General features: G+C 70.7%; 20 protein-coding genes. 6 read left to right on the plus strand and 14 right to left on the minus strand.

Going from position 1 to position 20,408, the window contains the following annotated elements; translation table 11 throughout:
- Window positions 1-294 precede the first annotated feature (294 nt).
- The 6 genes from aceE (at window position 295) to fabF (ending at window position 8,245) form a co-directional block, all read left to right on the plus strand.
- The gene (gene aceE, locus N7E59_RS04095) at window positions 295-3,036 is read left to right on the plus strand and encodes a pyruvate dehydrogenase (acetyl-transferring), homodimeric type (RefSeq protein WP_261623633.1); all 2,742 of its coding nucleotides are present in this window, start codon (window positions 295-297) and stop codon (window positions 3,034-3,036) included.
- A 121-nt stretch (window positions 3,037-3,157) separates the two neighbouring features.
- Window positions 3,158-4,336, plus strand: a complete 1,179-nt coding sequence (locus N7E59_RS04100) for a PucR family transcriptional regulator (RefSeq protein ID WP_261623634.1) — start codon at window positions 3,158-3,160, stop codon at window positions 4,334-4,336.
- A gap of 105 nt (window positions 4,337-4,441) precedes the next feature.
- Window positions 4,442-5,380 carry an ACP S-malonyltransferase gene (locus N7E59_RS04105; protein ID WP_261623635.1) on the plus strand — a complete coding sequence of 313 codons (939 nt, stop codon included), beginning with the start codon at window positions 4,442-4,444 and terminating at the stop codon, window positions 5,378-5,380.
- Window positions 5,381-5,501: 121 nt separating this feature from the next.
- Window positions 5,502-6,506 (plus strand): beta-ketoacyl-ACP synthase III, encoded by a 1,005-nt coding sequence (locus N7E59_RS04110; protein ID WP_261623713.1) that lies wholly within the window; start codon window positions 5,502-5,504, stop codon window positions 6,504-6,506.
- A 137-nt stretch (window positions 6,507-6,643) separates the two neighbouring features.
- Window positions 6,644-6,889: an acyl carrier protein gene (locus N7E59_RS04115; RefSeq protein WP_261623636.1), complete on the plus strand. Its 246-nt coding sequence runs from the start codon at window positions 6,644-6,646 to the stop codon at window positions 6,887-6,889.
- A 111-nt stretch (window positions 6,890-7,000) separates the two neighbouring features.
- Entirely contained in the window at window positions 7,001-8,245 is a 1,245-nt protein-coding gene (gene fabF, locus N7E59_RS04120) for a beta-ketoacyl-ACP synthase II (protein ID WP_261623637.1), read from the plus strand.
- Window positions 8,246-8,353: 108 nt separating this feature from the next.
- Here fabF and N7E59_RS04125 read toward each other — a convergent pair whose 3' ends face one another.
- The 14 genes from N7E59_RS04125 to ffh form a co-directional block, all read right to left on the minus strand.
- On the minus strand, window positions 8,354-8,713 hold the full coding sequence (locus N7E59_RS04125; protein ID WP_261623638.1) for a hypothetical protein: 360 nt from the start codon (window positions 8,711-8,713) through the stop codon (window positions 8,354-8,356).
- A gap of 268 nt (window positions 8,714-8,981) precedes the next feature.
- Window positions 8,982-9,485, minus strand: a complete 504-nt coding sequence (locus N7E59_RS04130) for a DUF3145 domain-containing protein (RefSeq protein WP_261623639.1) — start codon at window positions 9,483-9,485, stop codon at window positions 8,982-8,984.
- Between the two features lie 213 nt (window positions 9,486-9,698).
- Window positions 9,699-10,655, minus strand: coding sequence for a tyrosine recombinase XerC (locus tag N7E59_RS04135; protein WP_261623640.1), 957 nt, complete (start codon window positions 10,653-10,655; stop codon window positions 9,699-9,701).
- Between the two features lie 9 nt (window positions 10,656-10,664).
- Window positions 10,665-12,056 (minus strand): DNA-processing protein DprA, encoded by a 1,392-nt coding sequence (locus N7E59_RS04140; protein ID WP_261623641.1) that lies wholly within the window; start codon window positions 12,054-12,056, stop codon window positions 10,665-10,667.
- A gap of 3 nt (window positions 12,057-12,059) precedes the next feature.
- On the minus strand, window positions 12,060-13,646 hold the full coding sequence (locus N7E59_RS04145; protein ID WP_261623642.1) for a YifB family Mg chelatase-like AAA ATPase: 1,587 nt from the start codon (window positions 13,644-13,646) through the stop codon (window positions 12,060-12,062).
- Window positions 13,643-14,017, minus strand: coding sequence for a YraN family protein (locus N7E59_RS04150; RefSeq protein ID WP_261623643.1), 375 nt, complete (start codon window positions 14,015-14,017; stop codon window positions 13,643-13,645). Before N7E59_RS04150 ends, N7E59_RS04145 begins: the two co-directional genes overlap by 4 nt.
- Before the next feature lie 164 nt (window positions 14,018-14,181).
- On the minus strand, window positions 14,182-14,874 hold the full coding sequence (locus N7E59_RS04155) for a ribonuclease HII (RefSeq protein ID WP_261623644.1): 693 nt from the start codon (window positions 14,872-14,874) through the stop codon (window positions 14,182-14,184).
- Complete coding sequence (lepB, locus tag N7E59_RS04160; RefSeq protein WP_261623645.1) at window positions 14,865-15,689, minus strand: signal peptidase I; 825 nt, start codon at window positions 15,687-15,689, stop codon at window positions 14,865-14,867. The genes N7E59_RS04155 and lepB overlap by 10 nt, the downstream gene beginning before the upstream one ends.
- A gap of 55 nt (window positions 15,690-15,744) precedes the next feature.
- Window positions 15,745-16,140 carry a 50S ribosomal protein L19 gene (gene rplS / locus N7E59_RS04165; protein WP_261623646.1) on the minus strand — a complete coding sequence of 132 codons (396 nt, stop codon included), beginning with the start codon at window positions 16,138-16,140 and terminating at the stop codon, window positions 15,745-15,747.
- 204 nt (window positions 16,141-16,344) lie between these two features.
- Window positions 16,345-17,064 carry a tRNA (guanosine(37)-N1)-methyltransferase TrmD gene (gene trmD, locus N7E59_RS04170; RefSeq protein ID WP_261623647.1) on the minus strand — a complete coding sequence of 240 codons (720 nt, stop codon included), beginning with the start codon at window positions 17,062-17,064 and terminating at the stop codon, window positions 16,345-16,347.
- Window positions 17,065-17,072: 8 nt separating this feature from the next.
- Complete coding sequence (gene rimM / locus N7E59_RS04175) at window positions 17,073-17,663, minus strand: ribosome maturation factor RimM (protein ID WP_261623648.1); 591 nt, start codon at window positions 17,661-17,663, stop codon at window positions 17,073-17,075.
- A 25-nt stretch (window positions 17,664-17,688) separates the two neighbouring features.
- Complete coding sequence (locus N7E59_RS04180) at window positions 17,689-17,931, minus strand: RNA-binding protein (protein ID WP_261623714.1); 243 nt, start codon at window positions 17,929-17,931, stop codon at window positions 17,689-17,691.
- An 18-nt stretch (window positions 17,932-17,949) separates the two neighbouring features.
- On the minus strand, window positions 17,950-18,408 hold the full coding sequence (gene rpsP / locus N7E59_RS04185; RefSeq protein ID WP_261623649.1) for a 30S ribosomal protein S16: 459 nt from the start codon (window positions 18,406-18,408) through the stop codon (window positions 17,950-17,952).
- Between the two features lie 243 nt (window positions 18,409-18,651).
- On the minus strand, window positions 18,652-20,280 hold the full coding sequence (gene ffh / locus N7E59_RS04190) for a signal recognition particle protein (RefSeq protein WP_261623650.1): 1,629 nt from the start codon (window positions 20,278-20,280) through the stop codon (window positions 18,652-18,654).
- Window positions 20,281-20,408 lie beyond the last annotated feature (128 nt).

The following is a 20,408-nucleotide window of genomic DNA, read 5'->3' on the forward strand; positions in this document are numbered from 1 at the left end:
CGGATCCTCGGCGGCGGAAGCCTGACTCACCTGAGCTGTCCTCTCTCTCGCTCGGCTCCGACCTCCGGCCGCAGCGCAGTGACGTTCAGCCGCCACGTTACTGGGCCGCCGGCATGACTGGGAAGTACGACACCGCCCCATGACAGAGGTGCACGGCGACGCGGTAGAGTGACATGGATCGGTCACCGTGGCCCTGCGCGCAGGGTCACGGTGACCTGCAGCGAAGGGTGCCCCCGGGCCGCCGCAGGCCGCGTCCGCCCGGGCACCCGTCCGCCGACCCCGAAAGAGGTTCATGTGAGCGCCGGTGAAGAGAACTCCCACATCCGCAGCGGTCTGACGAATCAGCTCCCCGACCGTGACCCGGAGGAGACCAGCGAATGGCTGGAGGCCTTCGACCAGCTGGTCGACGTCCATGGGACGGCTCGGGCCGAGTACATCATCCGCAGCCTGCTGCAGCGTGCCGGTGCGAAGTCGGTCGGTGTCCCGATGGTCACCACCACCGACTACGTCAACACGATCCCGCAGGACCAGGAGGCCCAGTTCCCCGGCGACGAGGAGATGGAGCGCCGGTACCGTCGGATCCTCCGGTGGAACGCCGCAGTGATGGTCCACCGGGCCCAGCAGGAGCACATCGGAGTCGGCGGACACATCTCCTCCTACGCCGGAGTTTCGACCCTCTACGAGGTCGGGCAGAACCACTTCTTCCGCGGTCCGGACCACGCCGGCGGCGGAGACCAGATCTTCTTCCAGGGCCACTCCTCCCCCGGGAACTACGCCCGCGCCTACCTGGAGGGCCGACTCAGCGAAGACGAGCTGGACGGCTTCCGCCAGGAGGTCTCAGCGGCCCCCAACGGGCTGAGCTCCTACCCGCACCCTCGCCTGATGCCCGAGTTCTGGCAGTTCCCCACGGTCTCCATGGGCCTGGGCCCGATGAACGCCATCTACCAGGCGCAGTTCAATCGGTACCTCCATAACCGTGGGATCAAGGACACCTCGGACCAGAACGTCTGGGCCTTCCTGGGCGACGGCGAGATGGACGAGCCCGAGTCGCGGGGCCTGCTGCAGCTGGCGGCCAACGAGAAGCTGGACAACCTGAACTTCGTCATCAACTGCAACCTGCAGCGCCTCGACGGGCCGGTCCGCGGCAACGGGAAGATCGTCCAGGAGCTCGAGGCCTTCTTCCGCGGTGCGGGCTGGAACGTGATCAAGGTCCTCTGGGGACGCGAATGGGACACGCTGCTCTCCGAGGACGACGACGGCGAGCTCGTGCGGATCATGAACGAGACCCTCGACGGCGACTACCAGACCTACAAGGCGGAGTCCGGCGAGTTCATCCGCGAGCACTTCTTCGGGCGCTCCGAGAAGACCAAGGACATGGTGGCCGAGTACTCCGACGAGGACATCTGGAACCTCAAGCGCGGCGGCCACGACTACCAGAAGGTCTACGCGGCATACAAGGAAGCGGTGGACACCAAGGGGCGTCCCACGGTCATCCTGGCCCAGACGGTCAAGGGCTACGGCCTCGGCCCCAGCTTCGAGGGCCGCAATGCGACCCACCAGATGAAGAAGCTCACCGTGGAGGACCTCAAGAGGTTCCGCGACACCCTGCGCATCCCGCTGAGCGACGAGGACCTGGAGGCGGACCCCTACCGCGTGCCGTACTACCACCCCGGTGAGGACGCCGACGAGGTGAAGTACATGCGTGAGCGCACCGAGACCCTCGGAGGTCCGGTGCCGCAGCGTCGGGTGCCGAAGAACTCTCTGGGGCTGCCCGACGAGAAGGCCTACGCGGCGTCGAAGAAGGGGTCGGGCAAACAGGACGCCGCCACCACCATGGCCTTCGTGCGTCTGCTGAAGGACCTGATGCGCGACAAGGGCATCGGCAACCGCATCGTCCCCATCGTGCCCGACGAGGCGCGGACCTTCGGTATGGACTCGTTCTTCTCCACCGCCAAGATCTACAACCCCAAGGGTCAGAACTACCTGGCGGTGGACCGGGAACTGATGCTGTCCTATAAGGAGTCGGCGCAGGGACAGCTGCTCCACCCGGGCATCAACGAGGCCGGCTCCACGGCGGCGTTCACCGCTGCCGGCACCTCCTACGCCACCCACGGCGAACCGATGATCCCGTTCTACGTCTTCTACTCGATGTTCGGGTTCCAGCGCACCGGCGACTCCTTCTGGGCCGCCGCCGACCAGCTGGCCCGCGGATTCATCATCGGTGCGACCGCGGGGCGGACGACCCTGACCGGCGAGGGCCTGCAGCACATGGACGGCCACTCCCCCGTGCTCGCCGCGACGAACCCGGCGGTGAAGCACTTCGACCCGGCCTACGGCTACGAGATCGCCCACATCGTGGAGAACGGTCTGTACGAGATGTACGGCGACCACGACGGCGACCACGACGTCATGTACTACCTGACGGTGTACAACGAGCCCATCCATCACCCGGGCCAGCCCGAGGACCTGGACGTCGAGGGGCTCAAGCGGGGCATCTACCGTCTGTCCCAGTCGGAGACCGACGGCCCGAAGGCCCAGCTGATGGCCTCGGGCGTGGCCGTACCGTGGATCGTCGAGGCTCAGAAGATCCTGGCCGAGGACTGGGGCGTCAGCGCCGACCTGTGGTCGGTCACCTCCTGGTCGGAGCTGCGGCGCGAGGCGCTGCGCGTCTCCGAGGAGACGCGTCTGCAGCCGGGGATGGAGCACGGGACGCCGTTCGTCGCCCGGCAGCTCGAGGGCGCGGAGGGTCCCGTGGTCGCCACCACGGACTTCATGACCCAGGTCCCCGACCAGATCCGGCAGTTCGTGCCGAATCGGTTCGCGACCCTCGGCGCCGACGACTTCGGATTCTCCGACACCCGCGCGGCCGCCCGTCGCCACTTCCGCATCGACGCCCACTCGGTGGTCGTACGGACTCTGCAGATGCTGGCCGATGACGGCGCGGTCGACGACGACGCTCCGCAGAAGGCGTTCGAGAAGTACTCGCTGGACGACCCGCGGGCGGGGACCTCCGGCGGAGAGGGCGGGGACGACTGAGCCTCGGCGCCGCCGTACGGCGGGGTGTCCACCGGCGACCGGACCGGCGGGCACCCCACCATCGCTTTGTGGGAAGAGTACAACTGGCCGGTCACCGAACAGTGGGCATAGGCTCCCTGTCATGACCGTCGACGACGCTCCGCGGGAGCAGCTGACCTCGATGCTCTCCGACGACGCCCTGGACAGGCTCCGTGCCCACGTCGGCACCCTGACCACGGCGGTGAACCGGCACCTCGAGGCGGCTCTGCCCTGGTACATGCAGCTGACCACCGATGAGCGGGCGTCGCTGCGTCTGATCGCCCAGCGCGGCATCCAGGGACTCCTGAACTGGCTGGAGAACCCGGAGTCCCGTCACATGCCGCTGGTGAACGACCTGCTCGGCTCCGCTCCCACGGACCTGATGCGCAGCATCTCCCTGCAGCGGGCCCTGCAGCTGATCCGCTCCATCGTCGAGGAGGTCGAACGCAGCCTGCCCGGCATGCTGGCCGAGCCGGACCGCCGTCCCATGCTGGAGGCCATCCTCAGGTACTCCCGGGAGGTGGCCTTCGGCGTCGCCGACGTCTACGCACGCGCGGCCGAGTCCCGGGGGGCCTGGGACTCCCGACTCGAGGCCCTGCTGGTCGACGCCGTCCTGCGCGCCGAGTCCCGCGACCAGATCGACTCGCGGGCCTCTGCGGTGGGCTGGCGCTCCACCGGCGGGGTGGCCGTGGTGGTCGGGCGGGCCCCGGTGCAGGCCGACGCGGTGTTCATCTCCGAGCTGCGCCGCCAGTGCGTCCGATTCGCCGCCGACGCCGTCGTCGGGGTCCAGGGCGACCGGCTGGTGCTGCTGCTCGGCGGGGTGACCGACCTGCAGGAGGGGCTGGCACGGGTGATGCCGCGCTTCGGCGACGGCTCGGTGGTGTACTCGACCACGGACCGTCCGATCAGCGAGGCACCGCCCTGCGCCCAGGCCGCGAACTCGGGGTTCTCAGCCGTCGCGGCCTGGCGGCGCGCCCCGAACCCGGCCGCCGCGGAGGACCTGCTCCCCGAGCGCGCCCTGGCCGGCGACGAGGCGGCCAGGGCGGCTCTGCGCCGCGGAGTCTTCGAGGTCCTCGAGTCCGCCGGCAATGCGCTGCTGGAGACGGTCGGAGCCTACGTCGAGGACGGCCACTCGCTGGAGGCCACGGCGCGGGAGCTGTTCGTCCATCCGAACACCGTGCGCTATCGGCTGCGCAGGGTCTGCGACCTCACCGGGTGGGATCCCACCGAACCGCGCGACGCCTACGTCCTGCAGACCGCTCTGGCGGTGGGTCGCCTGTAGACTCTCTGCCCAGCGACAGTTTTGTAGGATCTCGACAAACGTTGTCCGCGAGGTTGGTCCGCGGTTCTCCCGCTGTCGGCCGAGCGCGTATGGAAAGTTGGTAGTGTGCTAGCGATCATCTGCCCGGGACAGGGCTCCCAGTCCGCCGGATTCCTCGCCCCGTGGCTCGAGGACGCCGACTCGCGCGCCGCACTGGAGTCCTATTCGGAGGCCGCGCAGACGGACCTGGTCCGGCACGGCACCGAGTCCGACGAGGACACCATCCGCGACACCGCCCTCGCCCAGCCCCTGCTGGTGGCCGCCGCGCTGCTCTCCGCCCGCGCGCTGGGCCTGGCTCCGGCGAACCGGGAGGCGGCGCCGTCGCCGAACAGCCTGGTCGCCGGGCACTCGGTCGGGGAGATCCCGGCCGCCGCACTGGCCGGAGTCCTCACCGAGGAGGAGGCCCTGCGGCTCATCCGGGTGCGGGCCGCCGGCATGGCCGAGGCGGCCGCGGCGACCCCGACCTCGATGGCCGCCGTCCTCGGCGGCGTCGAGGAGCAGGTCCTGGAGGCCATCGGGGCGGCCGGACTGACGCCGGCGAACCGGAACGCCCCGGGCCAGATCGTCGCGGCCGGAACGGTCGAGCAGATCGCAGCCCTCTCCGAGCAGCCCCCGGCCCGGGCCAAGGTGGTCCCGCTGAAGGTCGCCGGGGCCTTCCACACCGAGCACATGGCGCCCGCGCGGGAGCCGCTGGCCCGCGAGGCGGAGGACTGCTCGCCGCGGGACCCCACCGTGCGGCTGCTGTCCAACCGCGACGGCGAGGTGACAGACACCGGAGCGGATGCGCTGGAGCGCATCGTCGGTCAGGTCACCCGGCCCGTGCGCTGGGACCTGTGCATGGAGACCATGGCCTCGCTCGGAGTCACCGGAGTGCTGGAGCTGCTCCCCGGCGGCACCTTGACCGGCCTGGCCAAGCGCGGACTCCGCGGCACCCCGGCACTGGCGGTGAGGACCCCGGAGGATCTCGAGGCCGCACGCGGTTTCATCGAGGAGCACACCGCCTGAGACCGCGCCGGATGCGCCGCCGACGCACCGGAGGACATGTCGTAAGCCAGTGGAGAAGACGAGGACCGAGACCGTGACCGCCACCCTGAACCAGCCGATCCCCGCGGCCGCCTCCCGACTGATGGGGATGGGCGCCGCCCGCGGCGACCAGATCGTCGACAACGAACAGATCTGTGAATGGATCGACTCCTCCGACGAGTGGATCCGCCAGCGCACCGGGATCCGCACCCGTCACCGGGCCGCCGAGGACGTCTCCGTCGTCGACCTGGCCCATCAGGCCGGAGCCGAGGCCATCTCCGCGGCCGGCCTGGACGGCTCGCAGATCGATGCGGTGCTCGTCTCCACGGTCACCCACCCCTACGCCACCCCGTCCGCGGCCGCCGACCTGGCCCACCGGATCGGGGCGACCCCGGCCGCGGCCTTCGACATCTCCGCCGCCTGCGCCGGCTACTGCTACGCCATCGCCCAGGCCGACGCCCTGGTCCGTTCGGGACTCGCCCGCCACGTGCTGGTCGTCGGCGTGGAGAAGCTCTCCGACTTCATCGACCACCACGAACGCTCGATCTCCTTCCTGCTGGCCGACGGGGCCGGCGCCGCGGTGGTGGGCCCCTCCGAGACTCCGGGCATCTCGCCGTCGGTGATCGGATCCGACGGAGACAAGTGGGGCGCGGTGTCGATGGACGGGTCCCTGCTGCCGCTGCGCGACGCTGTGGCCGAGGTGCGTCGCACGGGCGACCCCTCGCCGCTGACCGCGCCGGAGCGGACCCTGTGGCCGACCCTGCGCCAGGACGGCCAGACGGTGTTCCGATGGGCCGTGTGGGAGATGGCCAAGGTCGCCAAGCGGACTCTGGACGAGGCCGGCGTCACCGCCGAGGACCTCGTCGCCTTCGTCCCGCACCAGGCGAACATGCGCATCATCGATGAGATGGCCAAGCAGTTGCGCCTGCCGGAGCACGTCCACGTCGGCCGGGACATCGCCGAGGCCGGGAACTCCTCGGCCGCATCGATCCCGCTGGCCACCCATCGTCTGCTGCAGGAGCATCCCGAGCTCTCCGGAGGGCTGTCCCTGCAGATCGGCTTCGGCGCCGGCCTGGTCTACGGAGCACAGGTGGTGCGCCTGCCGTGACCTCCGCGGCGCCCGCGCCGCGACGAGCCGCCGCCGAGGCGGCCACAGACGTCCCGCTCCCACGGAGCGGACGAAGAGCATCAGGGGACACCTGAGGCCAAGAACGACACAGATGAACCGAGAGAAGGGAACGGCCGATGGCTGACAAGAACGAGATCCTCACCGGGCTCGCCGAGATCGTCAACGAGGAGACCGGTCTGGAGACCGAGGAGGTCCAGCTCGAGAAGTCCTTCACGGAGGACCTGGACATCGACTCCATCTCGATGATGACCATCGTGGTCAACGCCGAGGAGAAGTTCGACGTGAAGATCCCGGACGAAGAGGTCAAGAACCTCTCGACCGTCGGCGACGCCGTCGACTTCATCGCCGACGCGCAGGGCTGAGCCCTCAGCCTCAGTGTCCGCGCGGCGGACGACGTCGCCCGTCGGCGTCGTCCGCCGCGACCAGCACTCCTGCAACCACAGTTCAGACCACCTGACACCGAAGGTATACCCATGACACGCCGTCTCGTCATCACCGGCCTGGGAGCCACGACTCCGATCGGCGGCGACGTGCCGACCCTGTGGCAGAACGCCCTCGTCGGCACCCCTGGCGCCTCGACCCTGGAGAACGACTGGGTCGAGAGGTTCTCCCTCCCCGTCTCGTTCGCCGCCACCGTGGAGGTCGAGCCCGCCGACGTGCTCGCCCGCCCGGAGACCAAACGCATGGACCGCTCCACCCAGTTCGGCATGGTCGCCAGCCGAGAGGCCTGGAAGGACGCCGGTCTGGACGAGGCCGACGTGGACCCTGATCGCCTGGCCGTGGCCTACGGCACCGGCGTCGGCGGCGTGTGGACGCTGCTCGACAGTTGGGACACCCTCAAGGAGAAGGGCCCGAGGCGGGTCATGCCGATGACGGTGCCCATGCTCATGCCCAACGGGTCCGCCGGCGCCCTGAGCATGGAGTTCGGCGCCCGTGCCGCGGCACGGACCGCGGTCTCAGCCTGCGCCTCGGGCACCGAGGCGCTGGACATCGCCATACGACAGCTCACCGCCGGAGAGGCTGACGTCGTCATCGCCGGCGGCGCGGAGGCGGCGATCCACCCGGTCTGCCTGGCGGCGTTCTCCTCCATGCAGGCGCTGTCCCGCCGCAACGACGACCCGGCCGCGGCCTCCCGCCCCTACGACGTCGACCGCGACGGATTCGTCATGGGCGAAGGCGCCGGCACTCTGATCGTGGAGACCGAGGAGCACGCCGCGGCACGCGGTGCGAAGATCTATGCCGTGCTAGCCGGCTCCGGGGTCACGTCCGACGCGCATCACATCACCGCTCCGGACCCGGAGGCCTCCGGCGCCGCCCGTGCCCTGCGCCGGGCGCTGGACTCCGCCGACGCCTCGGTCGACGAGGTCACCCACATCAACGCCCACGCGACGTCGACCCCGGTCGGGGACCGGCCCGAATACGCGGCGCTGCGGTCCACGTTCGGCGACCACGTGGACGATCTCGCCGTCTCGGCCACGAAGTCGCAGACCGGGCACCTGCTCGGCGCCGCCGGCGCGGTGGAGTCGGTGCTCACGGTCCTGGCCCTGCACGAGCGGCGGGCTCCGGTGACGATCAACCTGGACAACCAGGACCCGGACATGCCGTTGGACGTGGTCACCGGGGAGCCGCGCGCGCTGCCCCCGGGCGATCAGGTCGCGCTGTGCAACTCCTTCGGCTTCGGCGGCCACAACGCCGTGGTGGCCTTCCGGAACGCCTGACTCCGACGGCACCCGGACAGGTGCCTCAGACGCGCATCGGCCCCGAGGCCGCCCGCTGCGGGCGGCCTCGGGGCCGACGTGTCTCGGTCTCCCGGGCTCCCGGGACGATCACCACACCACGGCCAGGACGATGTTCAGCACCGTGAGCCCGGCGATGGATCCGAGCACCCATCCGGCCACCGGGACGCGCCGTCGGTTGAAGAAGGCGATGGCCCAGATCGCGAGCAGGACCAACGTCTTGACCCCGATCTTCATGTGGTCGAGCTCGGGCGATCCCGCGTAGGTCTCGAAGATGCCGACCAGCAGCACTCCAGAGATGAGCATGAGGTAGGAGCCGTGCAGGATGCCCTTGTTCAGGGCCCGCTGCTCGCGGGGCGGTTTGGGGCGTCCCTGGATGACGGCGCCGCCGAGGACGAAGGCCAGTCCGATGAAGTGCAGGATCTTCAGAAGGTCGATGAGGATGTCCACTCGGCGCTCCTATGCGGGATGGATGCTGTTTCGGATGCCGGGCCATCCTAGTCGGTCCCCGGGCGCAGGTTCACCTCGACCGCCGGGACGGAGGTGACGGCCCCTCCGGATCTGAGCGGAGGGGCCGTCGGTGCGGTGATGGGAAGGGATGCCGCGCTGCGGGAAGCGGATGGCGGCGGGTCTGTGGGGGCCGATCTCCGGTGCCGGGTCGCGCGATGATGGAGGGGATCGCGCGGTGCTCGGTCCGGGTCAGCAGTGGGTGGGTGGTTCAGCCGACCTGGTGGAGCCAGCGAACCGGCGCGCCTTCGGCGGCGTGGCGGAAGGGTTCGAGTTCGTCGTCCCAGGCCTCTCCCAGGGCGAGTGAGAGCTCCTGGTAGACCGCCGACGGGTCGCCGGCGCCCATCTCATAGGCGTAGCGGATCCGGTCTTCGGAGACCATGATGTTGCCGTGGGAGTCGATGGTGGCATGGAAGATGCCGAGCTCCGGGGTGTGGGACCAGCGGCTTCCGTCGCAGCCGGGAGAGGCGTCCTCGGTGATCTCGAAGCGCAGGTGCGACAGTCCGCGCAGCGTGGAGGCGAGCGTGGCGCCCACACCCTGGCGGCCGCGCCAGAAGAGTTCGGCGCGGAAGGTGCCGGGGGCGGCCGCCTGGGCCTCCCATCGGATGTCCAGCCGTGCGTCGACGACGGAGCCGACCGCCCATTCGACGTGCGGGCAGAGGGCACCGGGCGCCGAATGGATGTGCAGGACACCCCGGGCCGTGTGGTCAGACATATCCATCCTCCATCGTGCTGTCGGTACGTCTTCCCCTACGTCCTGCAGCATCGTCCGGAGTGATGGACTGCTATGAAGTTGCTCGAGCACCAATTGTGCATGAGGTGGACCCCTATTGCCAACGGTCTCTGTTCCGCTGAGCAGGAGGGTCCCTCCCGGTGGTGCCGCGTTCAGCTTAACAGCATGGTCGTGCGATTAACAGCTCTTCGCCCCTCAGGCGCGCGGATGGGCCTGTCCGTAGGCCTCGGTGAGTCCCTGCACCGAGACGTGGGTGTAGAGCTGAGTGGTGGAGAGCGAGGCGTGTCCCAGCAGCTCCTGGACGGTGCGCAGGTCGGCGCCTCCGTCGATGAGGTGCGTGGCCGCTGTGTGCCGCAGCGCGTGGGGGCCGCGGGCCGATGTGGTGCCGAGTGTAGAGAGTGCGTCGTCGATCATGGCGCGCACGACCCTCGGATCGATGCGGGAGCCGCGTCGGCCGAGGAAGATCGCCCGGGCCGACCGTGGTCCTGCGAGCACCGGACGTCCGTGCTCGAGCCATTCTCGCAGGGCGTGCTGCGCAGGGACCCCGTAGGGGACCATCCGTTCCTTGTCGCCCTTGCCCAGGACTCGGATCAGCCGCCGTCCGTGGTCGACGTCGTCGAGGTCGAGCCCGACCAGTTCGGAGACCCTGACTCCGGTGGCGTAGAGGAGCTCGACCAGGGCGAGGTCCCGGAGGGCCGCAGCCCACGCCGCCGAGGCCGCCGGTCGAGCCGCCTCCTCGGCCTGCTGACGGCGCTGCTCGGCCTCGGCCGTCCGGTCCCCCAGCAGGCTCAGCAGCTCCTCGATCTGCTGCCGCTGCAGGACCTGGGGCAGATGGCCTCCGCGGCCGGCGGTGCGCAGTCGGACGCCGGGGTCCTCGGCCAGATGGCCGCTGCGGTGGGCCCATGTGGTGAAGGCCCGTGCGGAGGCCGTCTTCCTGTTGAGCGTGGCTCGTCCCGCCCCGGTCGTGTGGAGCTCCGCCAACCACGTCCGGAGTGCGGGGAGATCGATGCGCCGCAGCGGTCCGGCACTGTCGGCAAGCTGGCTCAGGTCGCTGCGATAGGCGCGCACGGTGTGCTCGGAGAGACCACGTTCGTGCACCAGATGCTCGACGAACTCCTCGAGCAGCGGGTCCGGTTCCTGTGCGGCGACCATACCTGGAGTCTAACGAGGTGGTGCGGCCCGGCCCGGACCAGCACGGCGCGACTTCCGCCAGCGCCCCTCGACCTGATCGGCCAGACCTGAGCGCTCCAGACGGCTCAGACCTCCGAGGACCCGGGTCAGCGGCACCCCTGCCGCCTCGGAGATCCGCCCAGGTGTCGCACGTGCCCGCACCGGCAGGGCGTCGTAGAGGAGGCGGTCAGGCGCCGACAGGCCGTCCTCCGGACGCTGGTCGGGCCCCACCACCGCCTCTCGGGCCGCCGGACTGGTGGGCCCGGTGTGACCGGCGGCCAGCTGCTCGGCGCTGAGCAGCGGCCGCTCCTGCGGCCCCGTTCCCGCGTCGACGGCTTCGGCCGCGTCGGCCCAGGTCTCGGAGAGCCGCCCGTGGGCCATCAGTTCCGCGACGTCGGCGGCGTCGGTGACGACCTGGGCCGGCGTGCTGCGCAGCAGCCGGTGGCAGCCCGCCGAAGAGGCCGAGTAGACGCTTCCCGGCACGGCGCCGACCGGGCGGTCGATCCCCAGGGCGTGCGATGCGGTGTTCTGCGCGCCGCTGCGCCATCGTGCCTCCACCACCACCGTGGCCGCTGCGAGAGCGGCGATCAGACGATTGCGCTGCAGGAACCGATGTCTGGTCGGAGCGCATCCCGGCGGCAGCTCGCTGAGCAGGACCCCGTGGTCGAGGATGCCCTGCAGCAGGGACGCATTGCCCGCCGGGTACCAGCGGTCCAGTCCCCCTGCCAGCACCGCGACGGTCGGGGCGGTCTCCGCGGCCTGGTCCTCGGTGCCCTCCGCGGGGGTTCGATCCGTCTCCTCGGTCACCCGCATCCCGGTCCGCAGAGCGGCGCGGTGCGCCGCGGCGTCGATCCCGTACGCCCCGCCTGAGACCACGCAGACACCGTGTCGGACCAGGTCCTCAGTGATCTCCGAGGTGACCCTCAGCCCGTAGTCGGTGATCTCCCGCGAGCCGACGACGGCGACGCTGCGCCGTACCGCAGGCAGCCGATGCGCAGGACGGCCGGATGTGCGGTACCAGAGCGCCACGGGTGCCGCCGGGCCCAGATCGTCCAAGCTCGTCGGCCAGCAGTCGTCCTCCGGAATGATCAGCCCGCCTGAGGCCGCGTCCATCCGTGCGAGGTCTTCGTCGGGGTCGGCCCGTCCCCGTCTGGTCCGCCATCGTGTCAGCCCCGCGCGCAGGTCCCGCTGCCGCGGACCGAGTCCCGCAGCCTCGGCACGCACCCCGACGCGGGTGCGCAGCGCCTCACCGGGGTCGGTGTCGGAGCGGACCGCGGCGAGCGCGGCTTCGGGGCCGGCTTCTGCCACCAGGGCTCCGGCCAGGAGGTCACCGGGCTCGATGAGCCGGCTCAGCGCGGCTCGGGCGCGTCGTCTCTCGTCCATGGGTCAGCTCCTGTCCTCTGCGGTCTGCCGCAGCTGCATGGCGGCGTCGACGGTGTCACCGTCGGGTCGGTCGGACCCGGCGAGATCGGCCAACGTCCATGCCAGGCGCAGCGTCCGGGCATATCCGCGCAGCGACATCCCGACACGGTCCAGGGAGGCGTCCAGCTGCGCCGTGGCCCTCGGCGGCAGCCGCAGATGCGAGGTCAGCAGGCTCATAGGCACCCTCGCATTGGTGGTCAGCGACCACGGGGACAGCCGATCGGCCTGGACTCGACGGGCCTCACGGACCCGTCCCAGCACCGCTGCCGACCCCTCGCCGCCGGTGTCGCGGGCCATCGTGGCCGAGCGAGGCCGCTCGACCTGGACCTGGATGTCGATCCGGTCCAGCAGCGGGCCGGAGAGCTTCGCGGCGTAGCCCCGGCGCTGGGCGGAGGAGCACGTGCAGGAGGTCCCGGCTCCCGAAGCCATGCCGCAGGGGCACGGGTTGGCCGCCAGCACCAGTTGGAACTCGGCCGGGTAGGTGACCGCTCCGGCGGCCCGATGCAGGGTGATGCCGCCGGTCTCCACCGGTTGGCGCAGCGCCTCGAGGGTGGATCGCGGGAACTCGGGCGCCTCGTCGAGGAACAGCACGCCGCGGTGGGCCCGTGTCACGGCACCGGGACCGGCGATGCGGGTTCCGCCGCCGATCAGAGATGCGGTCGAGGCGCTGTGGTGGGGCGATTCGAACGGCGCCCGGCGTCGCAGGGCTGTGACCGGGCCCGTCCCTCCGGCGACCGAGGCGATGGCGGTGACCTCCGTGGCGGCCTCGTCGTCCAGCGGCGGGAGGATGCTCGGCAGCCGCTCGGCGAGCATCGTCTTGCCCGCGCCGGGCGGGCCCATCATGAGCAGATGGTGCCCTCCGGCCGCGGCGACCTCCAGCGCCAGACGCGCCTCATGCTGACCCCGGACGTCGGCCAGGTCCGGCATCTCTGCGGTCCCGGCGGCCGGCGGCTCGTCACGAGGGGCGCTCGGCCCCGCGCAGCGGTCGGGCGCGAGCTCGTCCAGGTGGAATCCGGCGCGGTGCAGGTCCTGGCGGACCTTCTCGGGGACGGCGAACGCCGCAAGGACCTCAGCCGCATGGTCGGCGGCGAGCACGGTCAGACCGGAGACGAGGGTCGCCTCAGCGGCATCGGCCCGGCTCACGACGAGGGTCTCGACCCCTGCGCGTGCTGCGGCCGCCGCTGCCGGAAGCACACCGCGGACCGGGCGCAGCCGACCGTCCAGTCCGAGCTCCGCGAGGAATGCCACATGCTCGGTGCCGCGGACCCGACCGTCCGCGGCCCAGGCACCCATGAGGATCGCCAGGTCCAGGCCGGAGCCGGACTTCGGCAGCGAGGCGGGGAGCAGGTTGACCGTCAGTCGCCGGTCGGTCAGGCCCACTCCCGTGTTCTTCGCCGCCGCGCGGATCCTGTCCTGGCTCTCCCGGAGGGATGCGTCGGGCAGTCCGAGCAGCACGAATGCGGGCAGCGACTGCCCGATGTCGGCCTCGACGTCGATGAGATGGCCCTCCAGACCGACCAGTGTGACCCCGCGGGCGCGCCCCATCGTCATCGCCGCACATCCTCGAGGTGGTCGATCACGGGAGCGCCGTGATGCTCCGCCCCTGCGGGACCGAGGATGACGGAGACGACGTCGACCCGTCGCCGGCGACGACCGGCGCCGCTGTGGACCGCGTAGTCGGCCAGCAGGAGGTGCAGACGCCGCAGCTTCTCCGGGCTGATCGACTCGGCCGGATGCCCGTATCCGCGACCCCGGCGGGTCTTGACCTCGACGGCCACCAGCACGTCCTCGTCGAAGGTGATCAGGTCGAGCTCGCCTCGGCGGCACCGCCAGCGCTGCTCCATCACATGGTGACCGGCCCGTCGCAGGTGGTCGGCGGCCAGCTCCTCTCCGATCAGCCCGGTCCGATCTTTGGCACGCATCGCCGCTCAGCTCCTCCCCCGGTCGGGCGTGTTCCGCCCTCCCGGCCGCTCGGACGCCCCGGGCCCGATGCCCGGTCGTCATCTGCGGTCCACTGTGCCGACCGTCGGTCAGCGGGGGCGAGCGTCCCGGGGTCCCCTGTGGAGAGGGACGAGCAGACTCAGCCTCAGCGGGACTCTGTGGAGGACTCGGAGGCCTGGGTGATGAGATTCCAGCTGAGTCGATGCAGACTGGTCGGTCCGTGCAGGGCCAACGCCTCCCGGTGGGCGGCCGAGCCGTAGCCGCGGTTGGACTCCCAGCCGTAGTCCGGATGGGTCGCCGCGAACTCCTCCATGAGCTGGTCGCGTTCGACCTTGGCCAGCACGCTGGCGGCGGCGACCGACAGCGCCAGGGTGTCTGCCTTCGCCATGGCGGTGACGCGCGCGGACCTCCCGCCGGTCAGCCAGTCGTGGGAGCCGTCGACGATCACGGCGTCGATGCGGAGTCCCAACCGTGATTCGGAGTCGTGGAGGCCGGCCAGCCCCGCCTCGCGGAGCGCGCCGGAGAGACCGATCTCGTCGATCCGGTGCGCGGCGCGATGTTGGACGCTGTACGCGGCCGCGGACTCGCGCACCGTCGGCGCCCAGCGCGTGCGGGCGCGGGCGGTGAGCTGCTTGGAGTCTCGGACCCCGGCGAGCACGGGCCAGACGCCGTCGTCCGCGTCGGCGATCTCGGGATGCTCCAGATCGAGCACCGTCACCCCGACGCTGACCGGACCGGCGAGCGCCCCGCGGCCGACTTCGTCCACGCCGGCGACGAACCGCGCACCGGTGCGCGCAGCCAGCCGGAGCTCCGGGATGAGTGTGGCGTCTATCGGCATCGCACCGGTTCCGGACGGTCGGCCTCGGCTGAGGACAGGACCGATGACGGGGCCGCTGACTGGCCTGCGGCGATGCCGCGCCGGTCGGACCAGGGCCAGAAGACCTCGGCGGCCTCGCCGATGACCCGATCCTCACCGATCATCCCCCCGCCCGGGGCGCCGAGGAGGTCGCGGGAGTCCACCGAGTCATGACGGTTGTCGCCCATCACCCAGAGCCGTCCCGGGGGCACCTCCACGTCGAACTCGGTGCGGGAGGCGGGGTCCTCGGACGACACGCTCCGGCCCAGGTAGGTCTCATGCGCGGGTTCGCCGTCGACGGTCAGTCGCCCGTCGGAGTCGCAGCAGGTGATGCGGTCGCCCTCGACACCGATCACACGCTTGACGTAGGTCTCCGGGGGCGAGCCGATCCCGAACCAGTGTCCGATGCGGGCCAGCGTCTGACCCGCCGCACCCGCATCGCCGTCGTAGGGGGTGAAGGAGCCGGTCCCGTCGAAGACGATCACGTCGCCCCGTGCGACGTCGCCCTCCCCGACGGTCCGGTCGACCAGCATCCGTTCACCGTCGGCGAGGGTCGGATGCATCGAGTCCTGGTGGACCGTATAGACGTCGACCACCAGGCTGCGGAGCACGGCGACTGCGAGGACGGCGAGGACCGCGGTGATGAGCAGCAGGTGGCGCAGCCGGAGACCGGAGATGAGACGCGGCGGACGGTGCTCACGACGGTCCTCACGACGGTCCTCACGCCGGTTCTCACGACGCAGGCCCCGAACCCGGCCGGTGTCTCCGGCGGATTCGGGGCCTGCGGGTGCCGTCATGAGTGGGGCGTCCGGACTCGCGGACGCCACGGCCCGCGGGTCTGCGGAACGGCCGTCAGGCCTCGACCGAGGACTCGACGTCCTCGCCCAGCTGACGTGCGATCGCAGACTCGCGCTTCTCCGGGATGCGCGCGGCCTTGCCGTGGCGGTCGCGCATGTAGTAGAGCTTGGCCCGGCGGACGTCGCCGCGGGCGACGACGTCGATCTTCTCGACGACCGGGGAGTGCACCGGGAAGGTGCGCTCGATCCCCACGCCGAAGGAGATCTTGCGGACGGTGAACGTCTCACCGACGCCCGCGCCCTGACGACCGATCACGTAGCCCTTGAAGACCTGAACACGAGAGGTCCGACCCTCGATGATGTTCACGTGGACGTTGACGGTGTCGCCGGCGTCGAACTCCGGCACATCGGTGCGCAGGCTGGCTGCGTCGACGAAGTCGAGAGGCTTCATGTCTTCTCCTCGGACGACTGCCACAGGTCAGAGGTCCGTACTGTCACTGACCGGTGCCCGCGCGCAGCGCGGGCGTGCATCGGCAGGCCGATGCCGGTCTTGAGACTCAGGTGCTCCGTCCCCGCGCGGACTGCGGGGCGGGCGGCTGCTGTCGACGTCCGTCCCCCATGGCAGATCGGATCGTCCGGCAGGCGCAGGGCACGATTATGCCAGATCGCCCCCGCGTCGGGCCAGGTGGCGCGCGTAGAGGTCGGGGCGGACGTCGCGGGTGCGCCGCATCTGCTGCTCGCGGCGGTGCGCGGCGATCTTCGCGTGGTCGCCGGACAGCAGCACCTCGGGCACCGGGATGCCCCGCCAGACGGCGGGCTTGGTGTAGACGGGGTACTCCAGCAGACCGTCCGAGTGCGACTCCTCGTCCAGGGACGCGGGATTCCCGATGACTCCGGGCACCAGGCGGGTGACGGCCTCGACCATGGCGATCACGGCGACCTCTCCCCCGTTGAGCACGTAGTCCCCGATGCTCAGCGGACGCACGTCGAAGCCGTCCTCGGCCCATTCGGTCACGCGCTGATCGATCCCCTCGTACCGTCCCGCGGCGAAGACCAGATGGTCTCGGGCGGCGAGGTCCTCGGCGGTGCGCTGGGTGAAGACCGCCCCGGCAGGGGTGGGGATGATCAGGGTCGGGCGCCCGGAGGCCCCGGCGAGGACGTCGTCGAGGGCCAGCGCCCAGGGTTCGGGCTTCATGACCATGCCCGCCCCGCCCCCGGTGGGGGTGTCGTCGACGGTGCGGTGCCGGTCCGCGGTGTGCTCGCGGAGCTGGTGTCGTCGCACGTCCAGGATGCCGTCCTGTTGAGCCCGGCCGATGAGGGACAGGTCGAGGACGTCGTAGAACTCGGGGAAGATCGAGATGAGGTCGATCCGCATGCGCCCGATCATCGCGGGTCCTCCGCGGGGAACAGGCCCGGCGGCGGGGTGAGGATGATGTGTCCGGCGGCGGGGTCCACGGTGGGCACCAGCTCCTGCACCAGCGGCACCAGGACCTCTCCGCCGTCCGGAGTGCGGACCACCAGGAGGTCCTGGGCGGGACCGGGGAGGATCTCCTCGGCGGTGCCCAGGCTCTCACCGCGGTCGTGCTCGTGTCCGGAGAGGCAGCTCAGCCCGGCGATCTGGTGGGAGTACCAGCCCTCGTCGTGGTCGTCGGCGACGTCGATGTGGAGCTGGGAGCCGCGCAGCGCCTCGGCGGCGCTGCGGTCGGCGACCTCCTCGAAGCCGAGGAGGCAGATGTCCTTGTTCCAGCGCTGCGTCCGCACGGTGAGGGTGGTCGTCCCACGGTCCTCGGTGTCGCGCCCGGGGGTGCGGGTCAGCTCGGCACCGGGGGCGAGCCGGGTCTCCGGCTCATCGGTGAACAGCTGCACGGTGACCTCGCCGCGGACGCCGTGGGGTCTGCCGATGCGAGCGACCCGCAGGCGCTGGGCCTGCGGGTCGCTGTGCCGTCGGTCCCGAGGGGGACGGTCGGTGCTCATCTGCTGTCGCCGCCTTCGGTCCCGGTCAGCGACGGCGGTCGGTGTCGACGACGTCGACCCGGACCTCCTCGCCGCCGGGCAGAGCTCCGACGACGGTGCGCAGCGCCTTGGCGGTGCGCCCGGCCCGACCGATCACCCGGCCCAGGTCGTCCGGGTGCACGCGGACCTGGAGGACGTCGTTGCGGCGACCGGACTTCCGACGCACGTCGACGTCGTCGGGAGAGTCCACGATGCCGCGGACGAGGTGCTCCAGGGCGTCGGTCAGCACGGCGTCAGCAGACATGGATCACTCAGCCTTCTCGGCGTCGGCGTCCTCGGCGGGCGCCTCAGCGGAGGCCTCGGACGACTCGTCGGTCCCGGAGGTCGGCTCCTCCGACTCGGCGGGGGCCTCCGGCTCCTCGGACTTCTCGACGACGACCGAGCCCTTCTCGGGTGCGACGAACTCGTCCTTCGGCGCCTGGGACTTCAGACGACCCTCGGCTCCGTCGAGGCCCTTGAACTTCTGCCAGTCGCCGGTCACCTTCAGCAGCGCCAGGACCTGCTCGGTCGGCTGCGCGCCGACGCCGAGCCAGTACTGAGCGCGCTCGGAGTCGATCTCGACGAACGAGGGCTCCTCGATCGGGTTGTACTTGCCGATCTGCTCGATCGCGGCTCCGTCGCGCTTGGCGCGGGAGTCCATGACGACGACGCGGTAGAACGGTGCGCGGATCTTGCCCATCCGCTTGAGGCGAATCTTCACTGCCACGTTTGTGGTCCACTCCTGTTGCTCGTATCAGGGGGCGCGGTCCGGCATCGGGCTGCGTGGGGACTGCTGCTCAGTCGATGCGACCGCTGACGACGATGGTCGCGCCGCGGAGGTAGAGGGTGTCCGCCGCCGACCAAAGTACCTGTACAGTGTGCCAGAAAACCCCGGGCGACGCGATGCGCATGCGATTCGGCACGACACGCCTCATCCCGGAGGCCGCGTCGGGCGCTCACATCGAGTCCCTCACCTGAGGTACTTGTCGAAGCCCTTCGGCAGGTCGAGGTCCTCCGGAGTGAACTCTCTTCCGCCCGAGCCTCCGAAGCTGGAGCCGTCGAAGCGCTTCTCGGCGGAGGCGGCCCGCCGCTGCTCCGCCTCGCGCGCCTGCTGGGCGGCCTTGGCCGGATTGCCGGAGCGTCCCTTCTTCTTCCCCTTGGTCTGCTGCTGCTTCCGCTTGGACTTGGCCCCTCCGGCACCGCCGGCGCCCATTCCCGGCGGCATCCCACCGCCGGGCATGCCCCCTCCCATACCGGGCATCCCCTGGGGCATACCGCCTCCCGAGGCCATGCGCTTCATCATCTTCTGGGCCTGGCCGAACCTCTCGAGGAGCTGGTTGACCTCGGAGACGTGGACTCCCGAGCCCTTGGCGATGCGGGCCCGGCGGGACCCGTTCATGATCTTCGGGGCGGCACGCTCGTGGGGGGTCATCGAATAGATGATCGCCTCGATGCGGCCGAGCGAGGAGTCGTCGAACTGGTCCAGCTGCTGACGCATGCCCTGGGCGCCGGGCATCATGCCCAGCAGCTTCTTCATCGAGCCCATCTTCTTGAGCTGCTGCATCTGGGCGAGGAAGTCCTCGAGGGTGAAGTCCTCCTGGTCGGCGAACTTCTTGGCCATCTTGGCGGCCTCGTCCCGGTCCCAGGACGCCTCGGCCTGCTCGATGAGCGAGAGCACGTCGCCCATGTCCAGGATCCGCCGCGCCATCCGGTCGGGGTGGAAGACCTCGAAGTCCTTCAGACCTTCGCCCGTGGAGGCGTACATGACCGGTTTCCCGGTCACCGACGCCACCGACAGCGCGGCACCGCCTCGTGCATCGCCGTCGAGCTTGGAGAGGACCACACCGGTGAAGTCCACACCTTCGTCGAAGGCCTGGGCCGTGGCGACCGCATCCTGACCGATCATCGCGTCGATGACGAAGAGCACCTCGTGCGCACCGACCGCGGTCCGGATGTCGCCCGCCTGGCGCATCAGCTCCTCGTCGACGCCGAGGCGGCCGGCGGTGTCGATGATGACGACGTCGTGCAGGGCCTGACGCGCCTGGGCGACTCCGTCCCGGGCGACGGCGACCGGGTCGCCGGTGGCGGTCTCGGCCTCCGAGGAGACGCCCGGGTGCGGTGCGTAGACGGGCACGCCGGCGCGCTGCCCCCCGACCTGGAGCTGATTGACCGCGTTGGGACGCTGCAGGTCGCAGGCCACCAGCAGCGGAGTGTGGCCCTGGTTCTTCAGCCGGTAGGCGAGCTTTCCGGCGAGGGTGGTCTTTCCGGCGCCCTGGAGGCCGGCGAGCATGATGATCGTCGGCGGCTGCTTGGCGAACGCCAGCTCCCTGGTCTGCCCGCCGAGGATGCCGACGAGCTCCTCGTTGACGATCTTCACGACCTGCTGGCCGGGGTTCAGCGCCTCGGAGACCTCGGCGCCGAGCGACCGGGCCTTGACCTTGGCGATGAACTGACGGACCACCGGCACGGCGACGTCGGCGTCGAGCAGCGCCCGCCGGATCTCTCGGGCGGTGCCGTCGATGTCCGCCTCGCTGAGCCGTCCCTTGCCCTTGAGGTTCTTGAAGGTGGCTGTCAGGCGGTCGGAGAGGGAGTTGAACACGGGGTGGTCGGTCCTTGGTTCGTGGGGTCCGTCGGAGGTCGTCGTCACAGGCGCGTCGGGCCTGCGGCATCGGAGATCCAGGGTACCAACCGCCGGCATCGGTGAGGGATCCGGCTGTGCCACACTGG

Origin of the sequence: Nesterenkonia marinintestina, assembly GCF_025420485.1 — a bacterium.
In the GTDB taxonomy this organism is placed as follows: Bacteria; Actinomycetota; Actinomycetes; order Actinomycetales; family Micrococcaceae; genus Nesterenkonia; species Nesterenkonia marinintestina.

Bases quoted from the DNA above. Each gene is read 5' to 3' on its own strand.
- N7E59_RS04140 (WP_261623641.1), bottom strand. From the start codon at position 12,056: ATGGACGAGAGACGACGCGCCCGAGCCGCGCTGAGCCGGCTCATCGAG.
- N7E59_RS04135 (WP_261623640.1), bottom strand. From the start codon at position 10,655: ATGGTCGCCGCACAGGAACCGGACCCGCTGCTCGAGGAGTTCGTCGAG.
- N7E59_RS04145 (WP_261623642.1), bottom strand. From the start codon at position 13,646: ATGACGATGGGGCGCGCCCGCGGGGTCACACTGGTCGGTCTGGAGGGC.
- fabF (WP_261623637.1), top strand. From the start codon at position 7,001: ATGACACGCCGTCTCGTCATCACCGGCCTGGGAGCCACGACTCCGATC.
- N7E59_RS04155 (WP_261623644.1), bottom strand. From the start codon at position 14,874: ATGCCGATAGACGCCACACTCATCCCGGAGCTCCGGCTGGCTGCGCGC.
- trmD (WP_261623647.1), bottom strand. From the start codon at position 17,064: ATGCGGATCGACCTCATCTCGATCTTCCCCGAGTTCTACGACGTCCTC.
- N7E59_RS04115 (WP_261623636.1), top strand. From the start codon at position 6,644: ATGGCTGACAAGAACGAGATCCTCACCGGGCTCGCCGAGATCGTCAAC.
- N7E59_RS04110 (WP_261623713.1), top strand. From the start codon at position 5,502: ATGGGGATGGGCGCCGCCCGCGGCGACCAGATCGTCGACAACGAACAG.
- N7E59_RS04100 (WP_261623634.1), top strand. From the start codon at position 3,158: ATGACCGTCGACGACGCTCCGCGGGAGCAGCTGACCTCGATGCTCTCC.
- rplS (WP_261623646.1), bottom strand. From the start codon at position 16,140: ATGAAGCCTCTCGACTTCGTCGACGCAGCCAGCCTGCGCACCGATGTG.
- N7E59_RS04130 (WP_261623639.1), bottom strand. From the start codon at position 9,485: ATGTCTGACCACACGGCCCGGGGTGTCCTGCACATCCATTCGGCGCCC.
- lepB (WP_261623645.1), bottom strand. From the start codon at position 15,689: ATGACGGCACCCGCAGGCCCCGAATCCGCCGGAGACACCGGCCGGGTT.
- N7E59_RS04150 (WP_261623643.1), bottom strand. From the start codon at position 14,017: ATGCGTGCCAAAGATCGGACCGGGCTGATCGGAGAGGAGCTGGCCGCC.
- rimM (WP_261623648.1), bottom strand. From the start codon at position 17,663: ATGAGCACCGACCGTCCCCCTCGGGACCGACGGCACAGCGACCCGCAG.